Origin of the sequence: uncultured Campylobacter sp., from assembly GCF_938015785.1 — a bacterium.
Lineage (GTDB): Bacteria > Campylobacterota > Campylobacteria > Campylobacterales > Campylobacteraceae > Campylobacter_B.
The window spans coordinates 1-25984 of record NZ_CALLWC010000014.1 but is presented as its reverse complement, the minus strand read 5'-3'; the positions used below and the strand labels follow the sequence as shown (position 1 = coordinate 25984).

Here is a 25984-nt window from a genome sequence, read left to right as displayed (position 1 = left end):
AAACACATCGCGATGCACATATCGCATGCCGAGCCCATTCATCGCCGCTTTAGCCTTGGTAGCGGGGCTAGTGCGCGAGTCGACAAATAAAAATCCATGTTCGTTCATCGCGCGCAGCAGATTTTGCATTGCGCGCTCGTCGGCGGTAAATTTAGAACCGGTGTGGTTGTTTATAAATTTAGCGTTCGGAAAGTCCACGCGTAGCTTCGCTATGACGCCTCGCAGCTTCTCGTAATTATCCGAAGCTCGCAGCGTCGCGGAATTATTTTTAGCAGAGCTCGCCTCCATCGGCAGGTGGATCGCGTAATGCTCAAAGTCGCGAGCGAGCGAGCGCGTGTCCTTGCGCTGATACTCGGGCGGGAAAATGGACGGCGTCACTCGCACGGGCAGAGCGGCGATCTTTTGCGCCTGCTCGCTGGTGCCTACGTCGTCGATGATGATCGCTAGCTTTGCGCGAGAGCCTGCGGGCAAAGCCTTGCGCGGCGATTTAGAAAGATCGTCTGCGCTGCCGGAAGAATAGCTTTGCGAGGTAGAATTTATGGAATTTTCGGGCGCGGAATTTGCAGCGGTAAAATTTACGTCAGGTCCGCCGCTCGCCGAATTTGCGGCGGCGGAATTTGCGGAAGCCATAGAATTTGCGGAATTTTGTTTTGCGGAATTTTGCGATGCGGGCTCTACGGGAAGCTTCGGCGTAGTTACGTTTTGCTCGGCAATCTTATCGAGCTCCTTTTGAATCAGAGCTTCCTTCTGTGCAGCGCTTAAACGCGGCTTTTTACCGCGAGGATCGGAAGGGCTTTCGGGAGTTTGTTTGCGCGAGCTTTGCTGCAACGCAGCTTTATTGCCCGAAAATACGAGATCCAAAACCGCGTAGGTAACCGCACCGCTTAAAAAGCATAAGATTACGACAAAGGCGATCGTTGCGTAATTGATCGGGCGCTTTTTGCGGCGCCCTCGTGGATTTGTATTAGCCAAAGCTCAGCCGAAATCAGTTTTTATCTTTATTTACGAGCTTGCCTTTGGCGATCCACGGCATCATCGCGCGAAGCTTCTCGCCGGTTTTGCTAAGCAAACTGTTTGCCGTGATATTGCGCTCGGCGTTCATCCGTACATAGCCCGCCTTGCGCTCAAGGATGAAGTCTTTTGCAAATTTGCCGTTTTGAATCTCCTTTAGCACCTCTTTCATCGCCGCTTTGCTGCTTTCGTTTACAACGCGGTTGCCGCTTACGTAATCGCCGTATTCTGCGGTGTTTGAGATCGAGTAGCGCATATCTGCCATACCGCCTTGATAGATGAGATCCACGATCAGCTTCATCTCGTGCTGGCACTCAAAATACGCCATCTCGGGCTCATATCCCGCCTCGACGAGGGTCTCAAAGCCTGCGTTAATGAGCGCGCAAAGTCCGCCGCAAAGCACAGCTTGCTCGCCGAAAAGATCGGTCTCGGTCTCTGCTTTAAAAGTCGTTTCGATGATGCCGGTGCGGCCGCCGCCGATCGCGCTTGCGTAGCTTAGAGCGAGCTCTTTGGCTCTGCCGCTTTCGTTTTGCGAAACGGCGATCAGCATCGGCACGCCGCCGCCGCTTACAAACTCGTTGCGGACGGTGTGGCCCGGGGCTTTCGGAGCGATCATAATGCAATCGATGCCCTTTGGAGGGACGATCTGTCCGAAGTGGATATTAAAACCGTGCGCGAACGCGATCGCGTTACCCTCGCTTAAGCTCGGCTCGATCTCCGCTTTGAAAATATCGCCTTGAAACTCATCAGGCGTTAGGATCATTACGACGTCCGCGGCTTTCGTAGCTTCGCCGACGCTCATTACTTTAAAGCCCTTTGCCTCGGCCTTGCTCCAGCTCGCGCCGCCCTTTTTCAGGCCCACGATGACCTCTACGCCGCTATCTCGCAAATTTTCGGCGTGAGCGTGCCCCTGAGAGCCAAAGCCGATCATAGCGACCTTTTTAGCCTTAATCAAGCCCAAATCGCAATCTTTGTCGTAAAAAACGTTTATTGCCATAACGCATCCTTTTTTAAAAATTTAGGCGAGATTGTAGCTAAAATTTGCTTTTACGTAGATAAACCGCGCGCCGCAAGGGCGGATAAAGAAATTTTGAGCTATCATTGAGGCATAATTTAGCTTTAAAAGGAGCGAAAATGAAAGTGGGATTTATCGGCGGCGGAAATATGGGCGAGGCGATGATCGCCGCACTTTGCGCAGCGGGTGAGCTAGATTGCGCAGCGAGCGGAGAAAATTTTACAGAGGATAAAGAAAATTGCACGGCGGGCGGAGAAAATTGCGCGCACGACGGGCAAAATTTTATGCCAGATACTCAAAGCTTTGCGGCTTGCGGGCAGAATTCCGCAAATTTAGAGCAGAATTTTGCGAGCCGCGAACGTGATTCCGCCTGCGCGCAGTCCAGCTCCGATACGAAGCTTCAGGTCCTAGCTTATGCCAGAAGCAAAAACGAATTTTTGCGCAAGCGCTACGGCGTGCAGATTTTGCAAGGCGAGACGCAGCTGGCGCACGCGGCGGATATTATCGTGCTCGCGACCAAGCCCGCCAGCTACGAGGGGATTTTGCGCCTGATCGCGCCCGAGCTCGCGGGCAAAATCCTGCTTCTTTTGGCGCCGAATTTCAAGCTGGAGTGCGCCCAAAATATCGTAGGTGCGGACGTTTTCGTGGCCCGTGCGATGCCAAACGTCGCCGCGGGTATCGGCGCGTCGGCTACGGCGCTGTGCTACGGCGAGTATTTTGATGAGGCTAGTCGGGAGATCGTACGAGCGCTAGCCGCCAAAATCGGCAAATTCTACGAGATAGATGAGGCGAGCTTTGCCGCATTTACGGGGATCGCAGGGAGTCTGCCTGCGTATGTGTGCGCCTTTATCGAGGCTGCGGCGGATGCGGGCGTGCGGGGCGGACTACCGCGGGCGCTGTGCTACGACGCGGTAGCGGTGGCGGTAGAGGGCACGGCGCGTCTGCTACAAAGCGGCAGGCGCCCATCGGAGCTCAAAGACGCCGTCTGCTCGCCTGCGGGCACGACAATAGAGGGGCTGGCGGCACTGGAGGCGGCTGGGTTTCGCGCAGCGGTGATGGCGGCGATCGAGGCGTGCATCGCCAAAGCTCGCTGTTAGGCTTTTGCTGCACCTTGCCAGTTTCGGATTTCAAACACGGCTTGTTTGCGGCGCGCTAACATTGGGATTCTGTTCTGTGCGGGCGCTCTAGCTAAAATTTTGCCTTATCTTTAAATCAAACGAGCTTGCGGCTGCGGCGGAGTTTACGAGCCTTATGGCTAGCGAGTCGGCAAGCTCATATTGCATTTAAATTTTAAAATTTAGCGACTTTGGAAATTTTAGATCAAATTTTACGCTTAAAATTCTAAATTTACAGGATTATAAATTTAGCGCTCGCAGCAGGGCAAAATTTTGATTTTTAGCGGCGCGAGCCTACGTCCACAACCATTAAAATCAAAATTTAAAGCAGCATAGGTAGATGCGCCCGCGACTGCGAACTTGCTGGATAAAAAATCAAGCCAAGAACGCAAGCGCTAAAAGAGTGCGTCCTACGCTGCGGTCTTGCGAGATACAAACGCAAACTGTAAAATTTCGTCGCTCACGTGAATAGAAAACCGAAACTAGCCGCGCCGAGCAGTATTTTACTACCAAAGCAAGCCTCAAATCAAAACCGCATTTCATCGCAGAGCAAGCCTTAAATTTAAACTACGTTTCGCCGCCGAGCTGCAAACCAAACCTGTGCGCCAAATCCTGCCGAGCTGCGCAATAAAATTTAACTTTTCATCTAGCCGAAACTTCGCACGCAAAGCCGCTATAAGTAAAAAGATCAGATAAATTCCTTTTCCAAAGGCTGCATCGCGTTGCCGTCTGCGTCAAAAAGCACCCGCCCGCAGACCTCGCAAACCTCGTCTCTAGGAGAGGGCTCGTCCGCATCCAGCTGCCACGCAGACATCTCGCCGCACTCGCAGTTTATGACGTAAAGGATCTGCCTTTTGCGGCGCTTGCCCCACGGCGCGATATCCCAAAATAGCTCCTCGCGCTTGCCTAGCTTTTTAAAATCTTTCTCGGCGTCCTTGTGCGCGACGAGCAGATAATAAGCGTCGCTATGAAGATCCAAAGTAAAGAGCCTAAAATCGCTCTTTTTGAGCGCCTTTTGAAACTCGTTCATCAAAAATAGGCTCGCATCGCCGCGCTCGAAACCCTCTTTTTTCGCCTCTTTTTCGAGCCTTGCGTAAATTTTATCGCAGTCTAGTGACACGCCGCTTTGCAGCGCATCAAGCCTAGAACTGATAAATTTGCCTACATCGCCCGTCTCGTCCTCGCCGACCCAGTCAAGCATCCAAACAAGCCCTTTTCCGATAAGCGCATCCAAAAACTCGCCGTCATTCATCTTGCCCGTTTTCTCAAAACCGCCCGTCTCGCCTGCCGTCAAATGCTTTAGGACGCAGCACTGATTTTTCGTCATCTTCGCTCCTTTGATTAAATTTACCGCTTACATGGGTCTGTTTAAATTTTACTCCCAAAAAGCTTTAAGCTTACTTTTCACAACTCTTTACGCTGCAAATTTAGCTCGCGGCGGCGGGTAAAATTTACGCTATAATTTCACAAAAGCGCTAAAATTCCAACCGAAAAGGACGCAAATGCAAACGGATCTGCAAGAAAAGATTAAGGAGCTGCAGCGCAAGATCGCGCGCGAAATCACCTATTTTCAGACGGGCGGAGTGAGGCCGCGAGGCGCGATCGATGAGTGCTGGATCGGCCGCGTGCTTGCCTGCGCGGCGGATGAGAAGCTGCCTGTGGATCAAAACGGCGCGCCGATGCTCCCTCTAGCGCAGTTTTATCTGCCCGCGCTGCCCTACGTGCCGCAGATCTTGGACGGCGTCAAGCTACTTACGGTCTTCATCTCGCAGGATCTCATCGGCAAATTTGATGATGATATGGACGGCCTGTGGGCAATCCGCGAGTATAGCGACGTAAGCGAGCTCGTCATAAAAGAGCTTGCAAATCCGCGCTCGCAGATAAGACCCTTTCCTTTGCAGCCAAAATTTGCCGCGGACGATACGCCCGTTTGGGACGGCGGCGGGCTGGATGCGGACACCATAGATGAAATTTTGCGTCTTGAGGAGACGGAGGGGCTCGAGTATTACGACGACATCGCCTTGGAGTTTTATAACTGCACGAAATTCGGTGGCTACCCCTCCTTTTGCCAGTCGGGAGTGAGCTTCGGCGAGGGCTATCAGTTCGTTTTTCAGATTTCTTCAGACGAAAAGGCGGGCTTTAACGTCATTGACGGCGGCAGCTTGATGTTTGCCAAAAACTCGCAAAGCGGGGCGTGGAGCCTGTATTATGATTTCGATTAGGCGCGCGAAATGCAAATTTAGCTCGCCCGCAAAATTCCGCCGCTTTAAACGGACGCTCGGGTCGAGTAATTTGCGATGAAATTTTATCGGCGCGCGGCTTTGAGCCCGCTCGGTGCGGATTAAATTTTAACGGCGCCCGATCTAGGTTAAATTTAAGCCGCCGAGAGGCGATCCGTATAGTTGCAGACGAGCCGAATACAGCGAGCGGGCTGTGAAAAATTCGGCGCAGCAAAATTTTAAAATTTTATAGCCCGAGATTTCGGATTCGAGCTTGAAATTTAAGGCGCGCTTGAAATTTTAACCTGCAAATTTAAAGGAGCGAAAATGAATGCAAACGAGCTTGCAAACATCTGGCGCAGGCCGATCTACCTGCCCTATCTACAAGATCCGCTCACGCCCGAGGCGCTGAGGGCCGCGGAGGAGGAGCTAGGACACGCCCTGCCGCGCGAGCTCGCCATGATGCTGAGCGTGCAAAACGGCGGCTACCTGCGCTACGAGCTAGAGGGCTACCCGCTAGACGCCGTCAGCGGCATCGGCGAGGCGCATCCGTCGCTTACGCGCTTTAGCTGGGGCGAGGAGCGCGAGTGCGTGAGCTTCGAGCTTAACGGGCTGGTGCCATTCAGCGGCGACGGGCATTGGTATCTGTGCCTGGACTACCGCGCGAGCGAACGGCCCGCGGTCGCCTACATCGACGTCGAGTGTGACGAGCAAAACATCATCGCGCAGGATTTCGCTTCGTTTTTGGCGCTTTTGCGGCTCGATACGGGCGGCAAGATCGCGCTGCAAACGGGATTCGATCTAGACGGCACAAAGGCGCGGCTGGAGGAAATTTTGAGCGTGCGCGCAAGAGCCGCCGATCCGCAGCTTTACGGCTTTAGCGTGTATAATTTCCCTCGCAATAGCGGTATGCTGAGCCTTAGCCCGAACGAGGTTCGGCTCGGATTTGCCAGACGGGGCGAGCGGCGGTTTAAAGAGCTTAAAAACTTCAGCGAGCCCGCTCTGCGATATCCCGAGCTAGACGCGGGCGCGATGATACTGGACGTTTTCAAAGAGGAGCTGATGGATGAAATTTTGCGTGAGTTTAAGGATGCGGGCTTGTGCGCACAGAGCCTAAAAGACGCAATCGGCGCGTAAGCTTTCGCGATTATTAGTGAGTTTTGTGACGGCTGCGGCGCTCGCTCGTACAACCGGCAATGCGGACTTGCGCGCGCAAATTTAGCTCGCGGCGGCGGGTAAAATTTCGCTATAATTTTGCCAATTTAACAAAGGAGAAAAAGGTGAGCGTAGAATTTAGCGTCAAAAATAAAAAGCGCCCGCTATTTATGGGGTATTCGGACGCCATGAGCGTAGACAAGGCATTGGAGCTCCTGCCCGATCTATCGGTATTTGACATAGACGAGAGCGCCGAAGGCTTTGACGAAAGGGCGTTTTTAAAATCGCCTTTGAGCGAGCAGGAGTGCTTGATTTTGGGCGTGCGGGGCAAGAGCGGGCGCGGGATGGAGCTAAGATATGACGAGGAGCGGCAAAGCTACGCCGTGCGCGTAAATACGCCAGCGACAGTATTTGATTGGGTTTTGGCGATCTCATATCTGCAAGCGTTATCTAAGCAGCTGCAAAGCGAGATCGCGGATGAAAACGGCGAAATTTACACCCACGACAGTATAGAACAATTCGACTACGAGCGCGATATAGCGGCGGGACTGCATTCGATAGATCAACACTTAAGTGGCGATACGGAGGTAAATTTTTGCTACGGAGTAGAGAGACCTTTTGCGATAAACCGCGCGATGATGGATGAAATTTTAGCCTCATACAACCCCTCTGCCGAGTTTAGCAAGCGACTAACCGAGGTGCAGTATCTCGACGCCTACAGCGCGCGCCAGAGGTTTTATCGAAATGGAGATGACGGCACGATAATGGGCTCATACGCGCTCACGCAAGACCTGCCTATTATCTTGCCCTACAAACCGTTTGTGGAATGGCAAAACACCGAGATGCTGAAAAATAACGACGTAGCGCGCTGGCAGATCGCGCTCATAGGTATAGAGGGCGACGAAAACGACGCCGATAACTACCATGCAATCGCCGAGCTGGAATACGACGAGTTTATCGCGCGCTTGCCGAAGCAAAACTACCGTTTCATCGATGCGAGCTATATTTTGGTGGGTGGGCTAAACGCCGAGCAGCTAAAGGCGCTGGCAGGCTAAATTTTACTTGCGGTGAAATTACGGGATTTTATCGAGGGTTGCTCTACAAAATTTAAAGCCATCGAGGATTGACGCCGCAAAATTTAAAGACGCGGAATTCGCGGTAAATTTTGCGGCGCACAAAATTCTAAAAGACGGAATTTTATCGCGATACAAATTTAAGAATTCCACCACGATAAAATTCCGTCGCGGTAAAATTTAGAAAGGTTAAAATGAAAAAGACCTACTACGATCTAAAAATTTACGATAACGACGGGATGCGAGGCGTGCTGCAAGAGGACATCGAGGCGCTGCCGTTTTTCGACTACTGGCAAAAGATGAGTCTTGGCTCGACGCAGGGCATATACATTGACGAAAGCGGCAAAGAGCATAGGCTCGTCTATCTGCACGACTGGGAGAAATTTTGTAGATTATTCGCTCGCGAACAGGAGCTACTTAAGCGCGTCCCAGTCGGTAGCGAAAATGAGCGATCCGAGCCGTAACGTATCTCGGTAAGTAGCATAGAAGCAATCCAGGCTTTAGTGCATCTCGATAGGCAGTGGAAGGATACGACCAAAGCGTAGCACATTTTAGCTGGTGGAGAAATAGCGCTCTAGCCGCAATGTATTTCGATAGGCGACAAGTAATGCGCCCTCTCCCAGTGCAAGCGGATTTTATCCGCCAAATAGCGGCGCGCGTTAATTAGCCAAAATCGCCGCCCCGCTTAAATATCCGAGTTTAAATTTAACTCGTCTATGATTGATAAAAGCTCTGAAATTTCATTTTTGATCTCGGCGGCGTCCTCTAAGCTCGGTGGCAGCGAAAAGAGCGTCGTTTCAAACTTATTTTTCGCTCCGTTTAAAAATAGATAAAGCTTATCGTCCATAAACGCCGTGCTCACGCCCATTTTCCCCGCAAATTTTTCCTTTAGCTCTCGCAGGCGCTCCATAAACGCGGGCGTCAAAAGATACCTCGCCTCAACCTTATCGTCCGCAAAGACCCGAAATTCTTTACTAAAAAACAGGTCGTCCATCTGTTCTTTTTCGCCTAAAAATCTGGTGTTTAGCGTGCGGCTCGCTACTATCGTTTGCCCGCTAAATTTTTTGTAAAACTCGCAGACCAAGACCGAGCCGCTAAATGCCTGCATATCCTTCATGGCCTCCCATGCAAAAACTATCGCGGATAGCAAATTTAGCGCCGCCGAGTCGCCGATTTCCAGCGTCGCGCCGTTTGGGATGCGGATTATTTCGCTGAGGTTAAATTTGACGCCGTTATAAATGCCGCTGATTTGATCTTCGGCGCGAAACTCACCTGGCGAATAGATGCCGATTTTGCGAAATTCTTTACGGCTGATGCCGGCATTCGGATCGTAGCTAAAATTTGGATCTGTGCCCCGAATAGCGGCGCGGACGAAAACGTCTTTATAAAACGCTTTGTAATCCCCCAGCTCGCTGGTCACTCGGCTCGCGTTAGCCATTAGTGCGGCTTGAAAAAACGGAATATAGATAATGATGAAAAATAGCGGTGCAAGGCGATTTTCAAAAAGATGCCATACGGCAAATCCGCCGCCTACGGGCAGCACTATTATAAATAAAATTCCCAAAAACAGATACTTTATAAATGCTAGCCGGCACTCTTTTTGCTTTTTGGCGGTGGCAACTATTGCTTCGTTTATGTTCAAATTTTGCCTTTTTCTAAATTTACGCAGCGGATTTCGCGCCTGGAGCGAATTTTAGCAAAATTTACGCCACAAAGATACGGCGGGCATGAGTAAATTTTATTCGGCGAATTTATAAGTCTATAAAATTTACGTCGCGGCGGCGATCTACTCGGACGTGCGTTGATTTAGCCACATTTTAAGATTGCCCGCGCCCTCTTTTAGCACCCCAAATCCTGCCGCGGCAATACAGACAAAATTAATTAGAGAGCCCCTTCCGCCGACGTTTAAAACCCCAAAGCCCACGATCCACAGCGCTACGCCGAAACCCAGCGTGCACACGGCGGTCGCGATACCCAGCTTGCGGCGCAAAGGGCTTGGTTTGCGCGCTACCTGAATCCGCGTAATCACGTAGCTGCCCGCATATCCTCCGCGGATGAAATACGCGCGCGCAAGCTCGCCCTCCTCCACGGGGATATCGTTAAACTCGCCGCGCAGCTTCACGCCGTCTATCTCGAAAAATATCCAAATTTTGCTATTTCCTCTTGCAGCGTGGACGCGGAGATTTCGAACCTCGCCCGTGATCTCATATTCCAATTTACCTCCTCAAACACAGCTTTGCGCTTTGCTTCCGCGCTAAATCCCGCGCCGTAAAATTTTAAAATCTAAATTTTGTCTTGCTTGCAGCGCCGCCCATAAAATTTTAAAGTCGAGATTCTGCAAGCCCTGAATTTAGAGCTAAGCCTTAAAATTTCATAGCGATAGAATTTCAAGTAAAGCTCCTCCGCTAAATTTAACTAATCGCATGCATAGACTATCTGCGCCTTGCAGAATTTCGCACGTCGCAAAATCGCGGCGAAATTGCGCGCGCTACAAAAGCTCACAAACCCGTCGCGGCAATATCGCAGACAAGCCCATCGCAAAAACCAATACCGCGCTACGAGTAGCGTAGATAGACGGTGCAAGGCAAGTAGCACAACAGACGCCATACGACAGACGGTGCACGACGAGCAATACAAAACAGACGGTGCACGGCAGGCAGTACAAACCGAAACATGCGCCGGGCTACCAAGCGCCTACTTCTTTAAAATTTGCTCTTTCATAAATTCGTAGATCTGACAGGATTTTTTATTGCCCGCGTCGCAGCCCTTTTTGACCCATCCAAGCCCCTTAGAAAATCCGCGCAAATCCCCCTTGCTCACATACAAATAGCCTAAATTATTGCAGGCATCGCCGTAGCCCAGCTCGCAGGATTTGGTGTAAAGCTTCTCCGCCTGGTCGCGATCCTGCGGTGCGCCGAGACCCTTATCATACGCAACGCCGGCATTATAGCAGCTATCCACTAGCCCGCCGTCACAGCCTCGCTCGAAAAAGCTCACCGCCTTTGCCTGATCCGCCGCAAGCCCAAAACCGCCCGTGAAATAGACCACGGCCGCATTGTGGCAGCTCTTAGCGTAGCCCAAATCGCAAGCCTTGATATAGTGCCGAGCTGCCGCGGCGAAGTCCCTACTCAGGCGCCCTCGCTGATATAGGTTGCCTAGCTTGTGGCAGGATATGGCGACGTTTTTATCGCACGCTGCGGTATAAAATACGCCCGCTTGCGTCGCATTGCCCTCGCCATCGTATAGGGCTCCCAAGTCAAAACAGCTGTCTTTTTCGCCCGCCTCGCAAGCCTTAGAAAGAGCGAACTTTGCGCCGTCGTAATCTCCGCGGGAGAGCTTGTCGCGCCCCAGCTGCGCGCAGCCTACGCTATCGCCGCGGTAGCATTTAAACGATAAAACGGGCGACGGCCAAAAAAGCACCATAACCAAGACGCAAACGGCGATAGAAAGCGCCGTTATGTCGATGATCTTTCTCATATATATCCTTTTTGCGGCGATGTGCCGCGGAGCTTAAGGGCGGTCTTGCAGGCAAATCCCGTCCGAATAAATTTTGCGGATGAAATTCCCTCACATGAAATTTGATCTGCGCAAAATTTTAGTACCTCAAGCCTTGTTTTAAAATTTTACTTAAAGCTTCCGCGCCGTAAAATTTTAGAATTTCAAAATTCCGCAAGCGGTAAATTTGCAGCCGAATTTTAAATTTTAAGAACCGCACCTGGAGCCGCAGTAATACCGTGAAATCGCTCGCAAAATTCTAAAATCAAAATTTTACGAGCCGCAAATTTAGAACTAGCTTTAAAATTTTATAGCGATAGAATTTTAAGTCAAATTTCGCGATAAAATTTCATCCCAGATTCCGCCGTAAAATTTCGCTTTGTATTTTAAATCATAAAATTTCGTTCGTGAGATTTAGGGATATCGGCGCGAATGTAGCCTGTGCGGCTACATCTTTTCTTTCGCGCTTAGACCCATCAGAGCAAACGCTGTGCGGATACTGAGCGCTACGAGCGCGAACAGCTTGAGCTTCGCATCCTCGTTCTCGCTGCCTACGACGCGGTTTTCGTTGTAGTATTTGTGAAAGTCCGCCGCGAGCGCCTTTAGGAAATCTGGCAGCTTCTGCAAGCCGCGCGAATTAAATGCGTCGTTTAAAATTTCATTCAAGCTAAGCGCCGCAAAAGCTAGGCCGAGCCCCGCTTCATCTAGCGCGCCGAAGTCCGCGCCCAAGACGTCCGCCTCGCACTTGCCCGCTTTGGTAAAAATTTGATTGACCCGCGCGTGGGCGTAGTTGATGTAAAAGATCGGATTGCTGCTGTCCTCGCGCGCGAGCTCGTCCACATCGAACTCAAGCGGCGTCTCGCCCTTTTTGCTGATGAAGATAAATCGCATGGCGTCCCTGCCGATCGCGGCGAGCACGTCGCTCATCAAAATCGCATTGCCCGCGCGCTTGCTCATCTTGTAGGTCTGCCCGTCTTTGAGTAAATTTACCATCTGCATTAGGATGATCTCGAGCCTGCTTTCGTCGTAGCCCAGAAAATGCACGGCGGCCTTTAGGCGCGCGATGTAGCCGTGATGATCGGCGCCCCAGATGTTGATGAGGCGACCGTAGCCGCGCCTGTATTTATCATCGTGGTAGGCAATGTCCGCTGCGAGATATGTCGGCACACCGTTATCGCGGAAAATCACACGATCCTTGTCGTCCCCGTAATCCGTTGAGCGCAGCCACACTGCACCATCCTTCTCGTAGGCGGTGCCGCGTTCCAGCAGCACATCAACAACGCGTTGCACCGCCTCCGGATGAAGCGTGCGCTCACTGAACCAGCGATCGAATGTCACCCTAAAATCCGCCAGATCTTCTCTCAGAACCGCGAGCTTCTCTTTATAGGCAATGTCCTTGAACTTCTCCAACCGCTCCTCTTCGGACAAGGCGAGATAGCGATCCCCATCCCGGTCAATGATGCGCTGTGCTGTATCGATGATGTCCGCACCGTGATAGCCGTTCTCTGGAAATACAATCTTCTGTCCGAGTCGTTCAAGATAGCGCGCATTCACCGATATGGCAAGCAGATCCATTTGCTTCCCCGCATCGTTGACATAATATTCACTCTGGACCTCATAGCCTGCCTTACGCAGCAGCTTCACCAGTGCCGAGCCAACCGCCGCACCGCGTCCATGTCCGACGTGGAGGGGCCCCGTCGGATTCGCACTAACGTACTCTACCTGTATCGGAGGCAGATCTTTCGGCGGAAGCGCGCCATAGTTCTCCCCTGTACGGAGAATGTCGCGCAGCGTATCTGCAATCACATCTTTCTTGAGATAGAAATTAAGAAAGCCGGGCCCCGCCACCTCTGCATGATCAAGCCATGAGCCCGTGATGTGAGTCCCCAGAATCTCCGCGATCTTCTTCGGAGGTTGATGAAAAATACGTGCCGACTGCATGGCGAAATTTGTTGCAAAATCGCCAAGTTCCTTGTTCGGCGGTTCCTCCAGAAGAATGGGCGGAAGCGTACCGCCCTCCGAAAGTTCTCCCGCTGACACCGCCGCTTTTACGGCATTGATGAGCGCCTGCTCAATCTGCTGTTTGATATCCACCTTGATTTGGTCTCCTTTGCATTGGCTCAATTCGTATCTCAAGGGTATTGTCACTCTGGCGCATACCGTCAACATAGAGTGTATAAAAAATATATGCCTCCTCCACCCCATTGGAGAGCGTGCGTACACGCAGGCGGCGCGTCAATGTAGAGAGCGAGAACCGCCCATAGGGTGTTCGGTAGTCTCCGTGCCGTTCCTGCCCCGGCACAAAACTCTGTGTACAGCGCACAACGCCGCGCCGCTGCAGGCGCACTTCCTCCGTATTGATGCGCAGAATGGTCGGCACCGTCGCTCCTTCAATCAGCTCAGCATCGTCATAGCTTACATAGCGGCTCTCTCCACGCAAAAAACGCCGTCCCATAACGGACAGCGTAATACGGCTCTCCTCACCCGCAGCATCTACCTGTCTTCCTCTAAAAAAGACACGCACCTGCTCTGCACCCTTCATCGAACAACCCCTCCGATAAAAAGTGTTCTGCGCAGCGAAAGCATGACAGAAAGCTGCATGTCTGTCATCCCTTCGATACTAAATCTGGTCAACAGCGATATCCAGCTCGACAAGTTTCCCGCTCAGATCCATGGAAACGACGAGATATTGTCCATCGCAGACCTTTACTTCGAAGTCGGCACCAACCGTCAGCGAAGGAGTCGAAATATCAACATCCAGCTCCAGTGCCGTGATGTTCGTTGCCGTATGTGCCGTCAGCATATTACTGAGCTCCGAGATTGCACTCTGCGCCATCTCGTCAAACGACTCAACCGGCATCCCCATCATCATCTGGGAGGCAATGAACTTCGCCGTATCTTCGCTCATATTGTAAACCACATTCCCGCGAATCTGCTTCGTAAAGCCGACCAGCATGGACACGCCGTGGCTTTTAACCCGGCTCGACGCCGCATAGAGCTTTGTGCGCGTCGGTTCTGGAAACCCCAGCATCGGCATGACCGTTGTAAAGGCATCCACAAAAGGATTGATCAGTTTTGCGTCCATCGATTACTCTCCTTCTGCAAAGCCCACATTCATCTGGACCGTCCCTATCGGCAGCTGTATGCTGATACAGAACGTCGTCATGCGGGGACTCACAATATGCACTTTTGTCCCACAGATCGTTCCTGGAGGAGTCAAGCGCAGTTCCTTCCCGTCCAGCACATTGTTGATCTTCGAAACGGCCCGGCCTGCAATGATGTTTGCAGCTTCTTCCACTGCATCCACTGCCTCATTTTCACCAAGTTCCTCCACCGTGGAGCGCCCGAGCATATGCATAGCAAAAAGGCGTACTACCGGCTCTTCTGCATAGAGAATGACACGACCAGTGGTATACCCCGTGATCCCAATGATGACAGCGGCACCATTCACATCAAGCGTACGCGGCACATAAGGTGTGATTTCCGTTTCGCCCTCCATCTTAAGAAGGCCGGCCGTTCCCTGCTGAAGTGCCCGTGCAAATGGCTTTGCATAAAGTTCACGGAAAGCAGCCTCCCTGCTTTCCGTTCCGTGTGCGATCAGATGCAGCGTATCCACCAGATCATGCTTCGACACCGGTTTTTGAAGGAATGCACGTACCCCAACTGCCTTGCCCTGGGTGATAAGCTTCAAATCCTTCATTGCACTGATCATTAGAATCCGTGCATCTGCATTCTGTATAAGGATACGTCTGCTGCACTCCAGCCCGTTGGTATCCGGCAAATTCATATCCATTGTCACGAGATCTGGCTGCATCTCTGTATAGAGCTTCAGTGCCTCTGCTGCATCGCCAGCCATCCCACAGATCTCGAAATCCGTCTCCCTTAGGTTCTCAGCAAGCATCACGCGGCTGATCTTGGAGTCATCCACGATCAGCACCCGCAATTTTCCCATTCAAGCGCCCCCTCTGCTGTGAACAATCGGCTTGGAATATATTATACACAAAAAAGAACCGTTCGTCACATGTTTTTTGGGAGAACTTCAATCCAATAACCATCCGGATCCTCTACAAAGTAAATTCCCATCCCTGCGTTTTCATAGCAGATGATTCCCATCTCCGTATGTCTTTCATGTGCCGCTTTGTAGTCATCCGCATGAAGTGCCAGATGGAACTCTTTTTCCCCAAGATTATAGGGGTCCTTGCGTTCATGCAGATACGTCAGCTCCAGTTCAAAGTCCGTCGTGCCATCCGTCAGGTAAACGAGGGTAAAGCCCTCCGCCTCCAGACGGCGCTTCTCCCGAAAGCCAAATGCCATCTCATAAAACGCCATGCTGCGTTCCAGATCAAGTACGTTGAAATTCACATGTGTAAAGGTAAACGCCATAATATCCTCCCCATCGTCGTAAGCACCAAGAGGCGCAGGCTGAATATCAGCACTTCTTCTATATCGGCAAATTCCGTCATCATCATAAGAGCATCGCGCCGTTCTCTACTGCCGATTCACACGGTCAAAGAGCTCCGTCACGGCCACAGGCGGCTCTGCATCCATCCGACTCACAAGGCAGACGGCGAGAAGTGCCAGCAGAAAGCCCGGGACGATTTCATAGAGGCCGAAGAAGGCAAACTGCTTCCAGACGAGCACGGTCATGCCGCCCGTCACAATGCCTGCGAGCACACCACGTGCCGTCGTCCGCCGCCAAAAGAGGCACAGAAGAAGCGCAGGGCCAAAAGCGGCGCCGAAGCCTGCCCATGCGTATGCCACCATATCGAGGATAAAATTGTCCGGGCTGAGTCCGAGGTAGATTGCCGCCGCCGCAATGACAAGAACGGACAGGCGGCTTACCCAGACCAGTTCCCCCTGCTGTGCCGCAGGGCGGAAGCTGCGCCGATAGATATCCTGTGCAAATGCCGAAGCCGCGACCAGGAGCTGTGCCGATGCCGTACTCATAATCGCCGCCAGCACCGCCGCCAAGATCAGTCCTGCGACGATTGGCGGAAAGAGCTTGCCCGCCATCGTGAGGAACACAGTCTCTGCAGCCGTACCCAGCAGCGGAACCTCAAGATATACCGCTCCCACCATGCCGACGAGAATCGCCGCCGAGAGGGAGATCACTACCCACGACATGGCAATGCGTGTCGCCTGAGGGAGCTCATCTGCATGGCGGATCGCCATAAAGCGCACAAGGATATGCGGCTGTCCAAAGTAGCCAAGCCCCCACCCCATCAGCGAAATGAACTCGATGCCCCCCAGCGTGCTGCCGTCCGCTTTCATTAATGGTGAGAAAAATGCGGGGTGCTGCGTATAGATCAGATCCGCCGTTGCCGTGAATCCTCCCAACATCAGTGCTGCTCCCACGGGTACCACAAGGATGGCAAAAAACATCATTGCGCCCTGAATAAAATCTGTGCGTGACACGGCGAGAAATCCGCCGACCAGTGTATAGAACACGACAACCGCCGCACCGAGCAGCAGTGCTGTCAAATACGGGAGCTGAAAGATCATCTCAAAGAGACGCCCTGCCGCCACAAAGCCTGACGAGGTATAAAGAATAAAAAAGATAAGGATAAAGATCGCCGGAACAACGCGCAGTGCGCCCGAATGGGCAAAAAAACGATTTTCAAAGAAATCCGGTAAAGTCAGGGAGTTCTGTGCCAGCTCCGTATAGACACGCAGACGCGCCGCGACAAACTGCCAGTTTGCCCATGTCCCAAGCGCAAGACCGAGCGCAATCCACCCGGCATTGAGCCCTGCCACATAGGCGAAGCCGGGCAGCCCCATCAGCATCCACCCCGACATATCTGATGCTTCGGCACTCATTGATGTCACCCAGGCGCCAAGCTTCCGATTGCCGAGGAAGTAGTCACTCATATTGCGTGTCCGCCGATAATAGTAGACACCAATCCCCATCATTATGAGCATATAGACGAGAAAAATGGCACTGATCTCAATTCGCTCTGCCAACAACAAATCTCCTAACTGCACAAAAGAAGCACCAATAAAATCTCCGCAGTCCGTGCTTCTCAAAATATCCAGTTCATTATACGGGATTTCGGAAGGAAAAGCAAAATATTTCCCAGCCCTTCTGCTCTGTCATACAAAAAGCCCCGCGCACGCGCGGGGCAAGAGCAGAAGTATCCTGTCACTCCTGCTGCTCAAACATGCTCTTATCCACCCCACAGAGAGGGCAGACAAAATCCTCCGGCAAATCATCGAACGCTACACCGGGAGCGAGATCGTAGTCTGCATCCCCTTTCGCCTCGTCATACACCCAGCCGCACACTGTGCAAACCCACGTCTTCATAAGAACTCCTCCTCATATATAATACACCGATAATCATTGATGATATTGGCTGCGTATCTACTAACCAATAACTATTATTATATTATAGCATCTTTCCCTTTTTGTCTATAGGGAGAAAGAAAAAATTTTACGAGTTTTTTCCGTAGCGATACTCTGTCGGCTTCATGCCCATGTGCTTTTGAAAGATCTTGCTGAAATAACGCGTGTCCTGATAGCCGCAGGCGGCAGCAACGGCATAAACCTTTGCATCACTCTCACGCAGCAGATGCCCCGCCCGGCGCAGACGGCACTCCGTCAAATAAGAGCTGAACGATGTTCCGCAGCGGGAAAAGAGCTTGTGCAGATAGCTGACGCTCAGCCCCAGCTCGTCGGCGACCTCACGTACCGTGATCGGTTCTGCTATATGTTCCTCCATGTGGCGCATGGCATGCAGGAGATACCCGCGCACAGGCTCTTCCTTGGGCAGAGCAATGTTCCCGCACATATCCTCCCTTTGATCAGGATGAATGTTTTCCGTACGGCGCCCCATGATATGCCCCGCAGCAAGCTTCATTGCGGCAGCCAGCTCTTCGTCATCCAACGGCTTAAGAAGATACGCGCACACCCCGAGAGAAATGGCCCGCTGGGCATATTCAAACTCACTGTATCCGGACAGGATGATATACTCCGCATCCAGTTCACCGCGCAGACGGGAAATGACTTCTAGCCCCGTCAGCCCCGGCATCTTGATGTCCACAATCAGTACGTCGGGGCGGTGTTCCCGCGCCATGAGGATCCCCTCCATGCCGCTGCCGGCAGCGCCGACGACCTCAGCACCAAAATCCTTCCACGGGGTCAGCTGCACAATGCCCTGTCGCTGCATTGGTTCATCATCAATGACAAGCACCTTAATCATCGCACGGAGCCTCCTTCATGTACTTCAACGTAAGCCGCACCTCAGTCCCCTTCTTCTCCACGCTGGAGAGATCAATGCCGCAGTCTGCATCTCCATTTAAAGCAGCACGCATATGGACGTTATAGAGACCGAAGTGATTGTCGTCCTTCCGCGCAAGCACTTCCCGCCGTCGCTCGTCAGACATTCCCTGACCATCATCTTTCACCACGAAAATGACATGACTTCCATCTTGCCGCCCCGTGACAGCGATGTGTCCGCCGCGCTCCACACTCTCAATGCCGTGTTGTATCGCATTCTCAACGAGTGGCTGAAGGATCAGCTTTGGCACATAGCTTCCTGCAATTCTCGGCTCCACATTTATCGCCACCATCAGACGTCCCTCAAAGCGCCGCTGCTGGATTTTCAAATAAGTTCGCAAAAACGCCAATTCTTCTGCCACTGTAACAAACTCCTTCATAGCCATTGAAGCACGCAGAAGCTTTCCAAGCTGTACCGCAGTATCTGCCGCCCCCTCTGCATCACCGAGTTTGGCGCTCCACTTAATGAGATTCAGGGTATTATACATAAAATGCGGGCGAATCATCTCCGTCAGCGACTTGACCTCTGCCATGCGCAACCGCCGTTCACGCGCGCGGTTCTCCGCCAGAAGTATCCGTATATGCTCGACAAGGCTGTTGAACGTACGTGCCAGCTCGCCAATCTCATCGTGTCGCCGCGCATCCAGTTGTGTACAGAAATCATCCGAGGTACGCACCCGCCGCATTGCTGTTGTCAGCGTGTGGAGCGGACGCCAGAGCCGGCGGCTGAGCTGCCATGCCAGATATGCCGTTACCGCCAGAGCAGCACCATCTACGGCGAGAACGAGGCGAAAGAGTTCATCCACCGGAGCGGCATCCATACGCTGACGCAGATGAACGGCAATCCCAGTTGCCGCTGAGGTGTACACATAGTCACGAAATACAGATGCTGATGTTTCCTCCTCTGCCGCAGGAGAAAAAAGTGCAGAAAATCCCTCACGGTGATGATCAAGCATATCCATCATCACGTAATGATGACGGTCCGTTAGGATGATCTGTCCCTCGTTGCCGTCCTGAACGCGCTGAATAAGTGGAACAAGAGCCTCACGGCGCACATCGACAACAACAACGCCGAGGAGTTTTCCGTCGTGTCTCAGTGCATATGCCATCGAGAACACGGTATCCTGCTGATCTGGAGCAGAACGATCTGCCGCCAAAAGGGCCCAATGATCCTCCGCCGTCGCCCTGCCAATCACTCCCCAATGAAGATTTTCCGGCAAACGATATGCACGTGGTACATCATCCGTGGCAACAGCGCGCCTCCCATCTGCGGGGAGCAAATAGACGGCCGCCTCACCGGAGCGTCCGGAGAGTGCGCCGTAAAGATCTGCATAGAGGTGAGCCAGATCCGTCTGCATGCCCTCCATATAGTCAAAGACCTCATCCCTGACAAGAAGAGGCATCATCAGTCGCTGATAGCCGAGGACGAGATGATCAATCTCACGTGAGATGCGCTGTACCTCTGCACGCCCTGCCTTAGCCTGCGTATCCTCATAGGTACGATCCGCAGCATAAAGGATAATCGCCGAGGCGATCAAAAGAGGAAAGAGCCCGCCCAGAAGGAGGTATGCGAACAAGCGCTTTTGATAGCTGATCGAATACCGCTTCATTGGTGCAATCCACCTCGTTCAAAATCGGAGAATCATTCTATAAAATATCCGTCATAAAGAATCGCTCTATTCCTCAATCTTCAGACTATAAAGAAAGAATAAAGACAAATTCTTTCTCTGTCAAGTGAAAATTATCAATTCGTATATATTTTTATTGTGCTCCATTAAAAAAGACAAAGGAAAAACCGCCACGCAATGTGACGGTCTTGGAAGGGGAAAATATGGGAATGGGGGGATGGGGGGAAATGGGGATTTATTTGATAACCGCAGCACGCCATTTGCTGAGAAATTCATCTCTGAAGGCGACGGCACGCCGGGCATCAAACCGTGTGCAACGAATCTCCGCCAGCGGCAGGAGATTCGGCGGTGCCGATACATCGGCACGCGCAGAACGTCGTTCATAGACGCCGAGGCGTTCATGAACTTGACGGCTCATAACAAAATTAAGAAATTTCTTTGCATTCTCCATATGCGGAGCATTCTTGATGACCGCTATTCCTGTGGAAGAAACACGCGTCCCTTCCTGTGGATAAACGATCTGTATATGTGCACCGGCAGCTCTGTACTTCAGTACCGCCTGCTCAGGAGTCGCAGTAACCATGTACGCTCCATCGGCGAGCGCCTTGATCTGCTCCGCCGATGTAGACGTGACGCGTCCATCCAACTGATCTGCCATACGGGAGATCACAGCAGAATCACCGCCAAGCACATCCATCATCGTAATGAGGACATCATAGGAAGAAATTGACTTCGTCGGGTCAGCAAGAGCAATATGCCCACGAAACTGAGGATTGAGAAGATCGCTCCATCCTGCAGGTGCATGCTCTGCATCAACAAGATCCGTATTGTAAGCAATTACATAGGGATCCATCGTCATAGAGCAGAATGCGGCACCCTCGCAGGAAAAATTCCCGCGCAGCGCATCCTTTTCCGGGTACTCATACCGTTCCAGATAGGATGCAAGGAATATGTAGGTATCCTCCATACCGCCCCACAGCACATCTCCACGCGGATTCTCCTGTTCCGTACGGACACGTGTCATGAGTGCATCGGACGAATCCCTCACCAGCCTGACTTGAATTCCTGTCTCCTCTTGAAACTCCTTTGCAATGGGCGCTGTCCAATCCTCCGTGCCGCAGTTATAGACAACGACAAGGTTTTCATCATCCGCAGGATCCTGCCGAACAGTACCGCATCCGACGAGGATGAAATTCACGCCAAGGAGGAGTGCCGCACACAATATCTGCATACGTTGAAAGATGAGCATCGTGCGACACCTCCTAAATGAGATGTCATCAATTTCAAATCCTTTTGATAATTCTACAATAATCAGAACTGCAATTCAATCGTACAGTCCATCATTTTGGTGTGATAATCCTATCTTGATAATTCGCAACCATTCAAAACACACTGGCGATTACTGCATGTTCTCTGCGGTCCTTTGTTTCACGAGTCTCTGTTTTTCGCGTACTTTATCGATGAGGTCTGCATTGTCCTCATCAGCCATATCCATAGTCCCCCCTATGATTTAAGGATGACAGCCATGGCATCAAGACCATCTTCCCCTGCGCCGTTATTTCCTATCAGAATGCAGCGGAAGGTTTCCCGTTTATCGTTGCGGTGAACAGTCTACTGTTTCCCTCGCAGTTCCTGCTGTGCGTCAAAGAAATGGCGTACTGCCTCGGCAGAAGGGCGATTCATGCCGGGGGCGGCAGCGAGTTCCTCCACGGATGCCTCCTTGATTTTTTCCAGCGATCCGAAGTGGGTGCGCAGGCTTTGCCGCCGTTTTGGGCCGATGCCGACAATGTGGTCGAGGACGGAGACGAGATTGCGCTTGCCGCGCAGTTTGCGATGAAAGGTGATGGCGAAACGATGCGCTTCATCACGGATGCGCTGGATGAGATAAAGGGCCTGACTGCGGCGCGGCAGTTCAACAGGATCTGGATTTCCCTCCGTAAAGACCAGCTCAAACTGTTTTGCAAGCCCGACAACAGGGACATCCTTATGCCCTGCTGCATGGCGGATGATTTCAAGGGCCGAGGAGAGCTGTCCCTTGCCGCCGTCGATGATGATGAGGTCGGGCAGTTTCTCCTCAGCCAGTCCTACATAGCGGCGTGTCGTCACCTCGCGCATGGAGAGAAAGTCGTCTGGCTTGCCCTCCGTGCTGCGGATCTTAAAGCGGCGGTAATCCGATTTTTTCGGAGCACCATCCTCAAAGACGACCATCGACGCAACGGTCTCCTGCCCCTGATTATGCGAGATATCAAAACACTCCATACGGCGCGGCGGATGCTTCAGTCCAAGATACCGCCCGAGTTCCTCCACGGCACCAAGCGTCTGCTCATCCATAAGGCTGCGCCGCGTCTCCTCATCTGAAAGAAATTTTTCCGCGTTTCCGGTCGCCATCTGCACAATATCGTGCTTCGTGCCGCGCTGCGGAGAGAGGAGCGCGACCTTGCCCCCCCCCTTGCGCGCAGCAAGCCACGACTCAATAGTCGCACGTGCCGCATCATCGATGTCCTGCGGCAGGAGGACCTCACGCGGTACAAAGGTCGCCTGATTGTAGTACTGTTCCAAAAAGGCACGCAGGATGTCCGCATTGGTCTCCTCCTCGCTGCCGCGCAGGAGAAAGTGTTCTCGGCCGATCATCTTGCCGCCGCGGATGAAGAAGATCTGCACACAGACGCCCGCCGCCGAGCGGGCCATGCCGATCGCATCCTGATCGCCTGCCCCCGTTACGATGTTCTGCCGCTCTGCCGCCGTACGCACGGCACTGAGCTGATCGCGGAGGCGCGCCGCTGTCTCAAAGTGATATGCCTCCGCTGCCGCGTGCATCCGCTGCTCCAGCTCACGCTCTACATCATCCGTCCGTCCTTCAAGAAAGAGCAGGGCGGCGCGGATCATCGCACGGTAGTCCTCCTCCCCCACCTTGCCGACGCAGGGGGCGAGGCATCGCTTGATGTGGTACTCAAGGCAAGGACGCTGGGGCATCGTGCGGCACGTACGCAGAGGAAAAAGACGCCGCAGGAGCTTCAAGCTGTCCCGCAGCGCCGTCACATTCGTATAGGGGCCGAAGTAGCGCGCGCCGTCACGCAGCACACGCCGCGTGATAAAGACGCGCGGAAATCCCTCCTGCACCGTCACCTTGACATAGGGGTAACTCTTATCGTCCTTCAGCCGTATATTATAACGCGGCCGATGTTTCTTGATCAGGTTCGCCTCAAGGATCAGCGACTCCACTTCGTTCGCCGTCATGATCGTCTCAAAGTCAGCGATATGCGAGACCATTGCGCGCACCTTTGGCGTGTGGTTTCGGCTGCTCTGAAAATACTGCCGAACACGGTTTTTGAGGACAATTGCCTTGCCCACATAGATAATTTTTCCGTGATCGTCCTTCATAATGTAGACTCCCGGACTGTCCGGCAGCAGCTTCAGTTTCTCTGCAACAATATCGGTCACATCAGTGCCCTGCCTTCATGCGGTTGATCGCGGAGAAGAGTGCCAAAATTGACGAGGTGATAATATCCGTATCCAACCCCGCTCCCCAGTATACGCTGCCATCCCCGCCCGTAATGCTGATATAGGAGATTGCACGGGAACTCTGCCCCAGCTCCAAGGCATGCTCACTGTACGTCAGGTTCGTATAGGAAAGGTGCAGATTCTCCTGCATCGCATTTGATACGGCATCAAGGCGGCCGTTGCCGTGTGCCTCATAGGTACGATCCTCGCCGTCCACCCGCAGATGCACGTCGCCGCGCCGCGTGCCGTCCGGCTGCTTGTTCAGGCAGAAATCTGACAGCTCGTAGGGAAATACAACATTGACATAAGTGTCCATGAACACCTTGTAGATCTCGTCCGGCTGCAGTTCCTTGTGTCCAGCGTCGGAGACAGCCTTGACGCGGTAGCTGAGATCTTCGCGCATCTTCTTCGGCATGTCGATGCCATACTGCTGCTCCATAATGTAGCCGACGCCGCCGCGCCCCGACTGACTGTTGATGCGGATGACATCACCGTCGTAGGTGCGCCCAATATCCTTCGGGTCGATGTAGAGATACGGCAGGCACCAATGCTCCGGCTTCTTTTCCGCCCAGTAATGCATGCCCTTCGCGATGGCATCCTGATGCGAGCCTGAGAATGCGGCAAAGACGAGCGAACCGGAGTATGGCTGCCGCGGATTGACCTGCATCCGCGTCACCTTCTCATAGACCTCGACGAGATGCGGCAGATTGGAAAAGTCCAGCTGTGGGTCAACGCCGAGGGCAAACATATTCATCCCCACCGTGACGATATCCACGTTGCCCGTGCGTTCCCCATTGCCAAACAGCGTTCCCTCAACGCGATCCGCCCCCGCCAAGAGGCCCATCTCCGTATCCGATACGCCGCAGCCGCGGTCATTGTGTGGATGGAGAGAGAGAACAACGGCATCACGGTACTTCAGATGATCGTTCATATAGGCGATCTGCATCCCGTAGACATGCGGCATCGACATTTGCACCGTCGAGGGCAGATTGATGATCGCCTTGCGGTCGGGCGTCGGCTGCCACACGTCGAGCACAGCGTTGCAGACCTCAAGGGCATATTCCGGCTCCGTGCCCGTAAAGCTCTCGGGCGAGTACTCAAAGCGATACGTCGCACCTGCCTCCTCTGTCAGTTCCTTGAGGAGTTTTGCTCCGTCTACGGCGATCTTCAGAATCTCCTCCTTCGAGCGCGCGAAAACCTGCTCACGCTGTGCCGCCGAGGTGGGATTATAGACGTGGACGACAGCGTTCTTCACACCGCGCAGGGCATCGAACGTCTTGCGGATGATGTGCTCGCGCGCCTGTGTCAAGACCTGCACGGTCACATCGTCGGGGATGAGATCGTCCTCGACCAGGCGGCGCAGGAACTCATACTCCGTATCCGATGCCGCAGGGAAACCGACCTCGATCTCCTTGAACCCAACATGCACAAGGAGGTCAAAGAACGCAAGCTTCTCATCGAGGCTCATCGGGACGATAAGTGCCTGATTGCCGTCGCGCAAGTCAACCGAGCACCAGATTGGTGCATGATCCGGCGCATCCTTTTTCAGCCAGTCCATGCGGATCTCCGGCGGCATAAAATAGCCCTTGGTGTACTTCTCGTAGTTCATCATGATCGTTTCCCCCGCATCCATATATTTCATCCATCAGCGCAGCCGCGCATTAAACTTCTCGATCAGCTTCTCCGGCTTGTATGATTCCTTCGCCTTGCGCAGCCCCTCGATGCCCATATCCTCCTCGCGGTTGATGTAGGTCAGATGGCTCCACGCGTGCTCCACGAAGCCCTGATTGATCGCGGGATACGCGCCGCGCAGCTCGGGATCCGCCTTCTCGACGTGAATCACCGCCGTGTCCGTGTTCAGCTGCTCGCCGAAGGTAAAGGCAATGACGCGCCCCCCGAGGAGGATTGCGCCGCCCTTCAGCCCGAAATCCTCGAAATTGTTCAGCACCTCAAGGATCGCCGTGCGCTCGTAGCCGATGAACGGATCAACCGTACCGTCCTCCTGCTTGTGCTGCTTATACCAGCTGTTCAGCTCGAGCTTGCACAGCGTCACGATTTCATCCGTGATCGGCACAAACACCGCATCGGGATGCTCCTTGTGGAACGCGTTCAGATGGTTCTTCTTCGAGTGCAGCTTGCGCCCCGCAAGACTGATGAGTTTTTCCGAGAGATACACATAGTCATAGTTGTCACGGTCGGCGACCACCTCAAAATTCGCACAGTCGCAGCTGCGCAGAAAATCGGCATAGCCGCGCTCCATATCGTAGATGTGAAAGGGCTGCTCAATCTCCTCGAAGTACGCGAGCAGCTTCTTCGTCGCCGCAGGGTACAGCGTGGGATCGCAGAACGGCTGCAATGCCGAGACACGCGCCTTCCACTCGCTCACGACATAGAGGACGTTATCTTCCTCCGCAACGTGAACGTGGAACGGCTCGCGCCACATGTAGAGATTCGTAAAGTTAAAATGCGAATTCTCGTAGTAATTCGCACGGAAATAGC

24 protein-coding genes are annotated in these 25984 nt (G+C 52.8%); 5 read left to right on the top strand and 19 right to left on the bottom strand.

The window, feature by feature from the left end; genetic code table 11:
- The coding region (locus tag Q0393_RS01840) for a divergent polysaccharide deacetylase family protein (RefSeq protein ID WP_298977441.1) at positions 1-972 on the bottom strand (972 nt) is incomplete at its 3' end.
- A gap of 13 nt (positions 973-985) precedes the next feature.
- Positions 986-2008, bottom strand: a complete 1023-nt coding sequence (gene ilvC / locus Q0393_RS01835; RefSeq protein ID WP_298977439.1) for a ketol-acid reductoisomerase — start codon at positions 2006-2008, stop codon at positions 986-988.
- A gap of 137 nt (positions 2009-2145) precedes the next feature.
- Between ilvC and proC the strand changes: the two genes are divergently transcribed.
- Positions 2146-3123 (top strand): pyrroline-5-carboxylate reductase, encoded by a 978-nt coding sequence (gene proC, locus Q0393_RS01830; protein ID WP_298977437.1) that lies wholly within the window; start codon positions 2146-2148, stop codon positions 3121-3123.
- A gap of 706 nt (positions 3124-3829) precedes the next feature.
- On the opposite strand, the gene Q0393_RS01825 is transcribed toward proC, so the two are convergent.
- Positions 3830-4468, bottom strand: a complete 639-nt coding sequence (locus Q0393_RS01825) for a hypothetical protein (RefSeq protein ID WP_298977435.1) — start codon at positions 4466-4468, stop codon at positions 3830-3832.
- A gap of 175 nt (positions 4469-4643) precedes the next feature.
- On the opposite strand from Q0393_RS01825, the gene Q0393_RS01820 reads away from it, so the two are divergent.
- The 4 genes from Q0393_RS01820 to Q0393_RS01805 all read left to right on the top strand — a co-directional run bounded on the left by Q0393_RS01820 (position 4644) and on the right by Q0393_RS01805 (position 8052).
- Complete coding sequence (locus tag Q0393_RS01820) at positions 4644-5363, top strand: DUF1963 domain-containing protein (protein ID WP_298977433.1); 720 nt, start codon at positions 4644-4646, stop codon at positions 5361-5363.
- A gap of 324 nt (positions 5364-5687) precedes the next feature.
- Complete coding sequence (locus Q0393_RS01815) at positions 5688-6497, top strand: SMI1/KNR4 family protein (protein WP_298977432.1); 810 nt, start codon at positions 5688-5690, stop codon at positions 6495-6497.
- Between the two features lie 143 nt (positions 6498-6640).
- Positions 6641-7570, top strand: a complete 930-nt coding sequence (locus Q0393_RS01810) for a DUF4299 family protein (RefSeq protein WP_298977430.1) — start codon at positions 6641-6643, stop codon at positions 7568-7570.
- A gap of 212 nt (positions 7571-7782) precedes the next feature.
- Positions 7783-8052, top strand: coding sequence for a hypothetical protein (locus tag Q0393_RS01805; protein ID WP_298977428.1), 270 nt, complete (start codon positions 7783-7785; stop codon positions 8050-8052).
- A 221-nt stretch (positions 8053-8273) separates the two neighbouring features.
- Here Q0393_RS01805 and Q0393_RS01800 read toward each other — a convergent pair whose 3' ends face one another.
- From Q0393_RS01800 to Q0393_RS01725, 16 genes are all read right to left on the bottom strand, one after another.
- Positions 8274-9230 (bottom strand): DUF3137 domain-containing protein, encoded by a 957-nt coding sequence (locus tag Q0393_RS01800; protein ID WP_298977426.1) that lies wholly within the window; start codon positions 9228-9230, stop codon positions 8274-8276.
- Between the two features lie 144 nt (positions 9231-9374).
- Entirely contained in the window at positions 9375-9803 is a 429-nt protein-coding gene (locus tag Q0393_RS01795; RefSeq protein WP_298977424.1) for a hypothetical protein, read from the bottom strand.
- 479 nt (positions 9804-10282) lie between these two features.
- Positions 10283-11065 carry a tetratricopeptide repeat protein gene (locus tag Q0393_RS01790; RefSeq protein WP_298977422.1) on the bottom strand — a complete coding sequence of 261 codons (783 nt, stop codon included), beginning with the start codon at positions 11063-11065 and terminating at the stop codon, positions 10283-10285.
- A gap of 465 nt (positions 11066-11530) precedes the next feature.
- Positions 11531-13123, bottom strand: coding sequence for an arginine--tRNA ligase (gene argS / locus Q0393_RS01785; protein WP_298977421.1), 1593 nt, complete (start codon positions 13121-13123; stop codon positions 11531-11533).
- Between the two features lie 31 nt (positions 13124-13154).
- Entirely contained in the window at positions 13155-13625 is a 471-nt protein-coding gene (locus Q0393_RS01780; RefSeq protein WP_006689801.1) for a DUF1934 domain-containing protein, read from the bottom strand.
- 78 nt (positions 13626-13703) lie between these two features.
- On the bottom strand, positions 13704-14168 hold the full coding sequence (locus Q0393_RS01775; RefSeq protein WP_298977418.1) for a chemotaxis protein CheX: 465 nt from the start codon (positions 14166-14168) through the stop codon (positions 13704-13706).
- 3 nt (positions 14169-14171) lie between these two features.
- A complete protein-coding gene (locus tag Q0393_RS01770; RefSeq protein WP_298977416.1) occupies positions 14172-15035 on the bottom strand; it encodes a response regulator in 864 nt (287 codons plus the stop codon).
- A gap of 65 nt (positions 15036-15100) precedes the next feature.
- Positions 15101-15466, bottom strand: a complete 366-nt coding sequence (locus tag Q0393_RS01765; RefSeq protein WP_006689804.1) for a VOC family protein — start codon at positions 15464-15466, stop codon at positions 15101-15103.
- 105 nt (positions 15467-15571) lie between these two features.
- Positions 15572-17047: a sodium/proline symporter PutP gene (gene putP, locus Q0393_RS01760; protein WP_298977413.1), complete on the bottom strand. Its 1476-nt coding sequence runs from the start codon at positions 17045-17047 to the stop codon at positions 15572-15574.
- A 175-nt stretch (positions 17048-17222) separates the two neighbouring features.
- A complete protein-coding gene (locus Q0393_RS01755) occupies positions 17223-17384 on the bottom strand; it encodes a rubredoxin (RefSeq protein WP_006689806.1) in 162 nt (53 codons plus the stop codon).
- 127 nt (positions 17385-17511) lie between these two features.
- Positions 17512-18279: a response regulator gene (locus tag Q0393_RS01750; RefSeq protein WP_298977410.1), complete on the bottom strand. Its 768-nt coding sequence runs from the start codon at positions 18277-18279 to the stop codon at positions 17512-17514.
- Positions 18272-19966 carry a sensor histidine kinase gene (locus Q0393_RS01745; protein ID WP_298977408.1) on the bottom strand — a complete coding sequence of 565 codons (1695 nt, stop codon included), beginning with the start codon at positions 19964-19966 and terminating at the stop codon, positions 18272-18274. Before Q0393_RS01745 ends, Q0393_RS01750 begins: the two co-directional genes overlap by 8 nt.
- A 253-nt stretch (positions 19967-20219) precedes the next feature.
- Complete coding sequence (locus tag Q0393_RS01740; RefSeq protein ID WP_298977406.1) at positions 20220-21233, bottom strand: extracellular solute-binding protein; 1014 nt, start codon at positions 21231-21233, stop codon at positions 20220-20222.
- 362 nt (positions 21234-21595) lie between these two features.
- Positions 21596-23425, bottom strand: coding sequence for an excinuclease ABC subunit UvrC (gene uvrC / locus Q0393_RS01735; protein WP_298977403.1), 1830 nt, complete (start codon positions 23423-23425; stop codon positions 21596-21598).
- A gap of 1 nt (position 23426) precedes the next feature.
- Entirely contained in the window at positions 23427-25118 is a 1692-nt protein-coding gene (locus Q0393_RS01730) for a 2-isopropylmalate synthase (protein ID WP_298977401.1), read from the bottom strand.
- A gap of 12 nt (positions 25119-25130) precedes the next feature.
- Positions 25131-25984, bottom strand: an 854-nt coding sequence (locus tag Q0393_RS01725) for a phosphatidylglycerol lysyltransferase domain-containing protein (protein ID WP_298977400.1), incomplete at its 5' end; no start/stop codon positions are given.